Raw genomic sequence first — 1092 nt, forward strand, 5'->3', positions numbered from 1 at the left:
GAGCCTAGCCAGAACTTGGGCAGGAGGGGGAAACTAAAAAGCTCCCAAGAGGCCGGAAAGACCGGGGTAAGATGAGCAATGGTTGTCCAGCCGATGCCTGTCTAGCGAGGGATCCCCCTTGTATCCGACTGCATTTTCTTCTCGCCCGTTACTCCCTGCTGTGGATAGCCCTATTGAGCTGGTGGGGGGGACGCCGCTGATCCGTCTGCGGCGGGTTGCTGCCGATTTGCCGGAATCGGTACGGGTATATGGCAAGGCAGAGTGGTACAACCCTGGGGGTTCAGTCAAGGATCGCCCGGCCCTCAACATGATTCGCGCTGGCGAACGCCAGGGCAAGCTTACCCCCGGCAAGATCATCCTCGATGCCACCAGCGGTAACACCGGCATCGCCTATGCCTGGATCGGGGCCGCCTTGGGCTACAAGGTCAAGCTGGCTCTTCCCGCCAACGCCAGCCCGGAGCGCAAGAAGATCCTGGCTGCCTATGGCGTGGACTTGGTTCTGACGGATCCCGCTCTGGGATCCGATGGGGCCATCGAGAAAGCCCGCGCCCTCTATGCGGAAAACCCCGAGCTTTATTTCTACCCTGACCAGTACAGCAACCCCGCCAACTGGCAAGCCCACTACGAAACCACTGGGGTGGAGATTTGGGAGCAAACCCAGGGGCAGGTCACCCATTTTGTTACCGGGCTAGGCACCAGCGGCACCTGTATGGGGGTGGGGCGGCGCCTGCGAGAGTATCGCCCGGATATCCAAATCATTGCCATGCAGCCCGACTCTCCCTTCCATGGCCTGGAAGGGCTCAAGCACATGGCCACAGCTCTAAAACCCGAGATTTACGATCCCACCCTGCCTGACCAGCACATTGAGATCTCCACAGAAGCAGCCCAGAAAATGGTCAAGCGCTTGGCGTTGGAAGAAGGCCTGCTGGTGGGCATCTCTGCCGGCGCCAATGTGGTGGCAGCCCTAGAGGTGGCCCGTCAGCTCTCCTCTGGAGTGGTGGTGACCATCTTTTGCGACGGGGCTGACAAATATCTTTCCGAGCGTTTCTGGACAGAGGAGTGACATCCTCCCGGCGCTCGTCCTGCGGACAG

Annotated in this window: 1 protein-coding gene; it reads left to right on the forward strand. The window is 60.2% G+C overall.

Going from position 1 to position 1092, the window contains the following annotated elements; translation table 11 throughout:
- The first annotated feature begins 118 nt into the window (after nucleotides 1-118).
- On the forward strand, nucleotides 119-1063 hold the full coding sequence (locus tag NW820_RS08715) for a PLP-dependent cysteine synthase family protein (protein ID WP_148202762.1): 945 nt from the start codon (nucleotides 119-121) through the stop codon (nucleotides 1061-1063).
- The last annotated feature ends 29 nt before the right edge of the window (nucleotides 1064-1092 follow it).

Source organism: Synechococcus sp. R55.7, from assembly GCF_047461955.1.
Classification (GTDB): Bacteria; Cyanobacteriota; Cyanobacteriia; order Thermostichales; family Thermostichaceae; genus Thermostichus.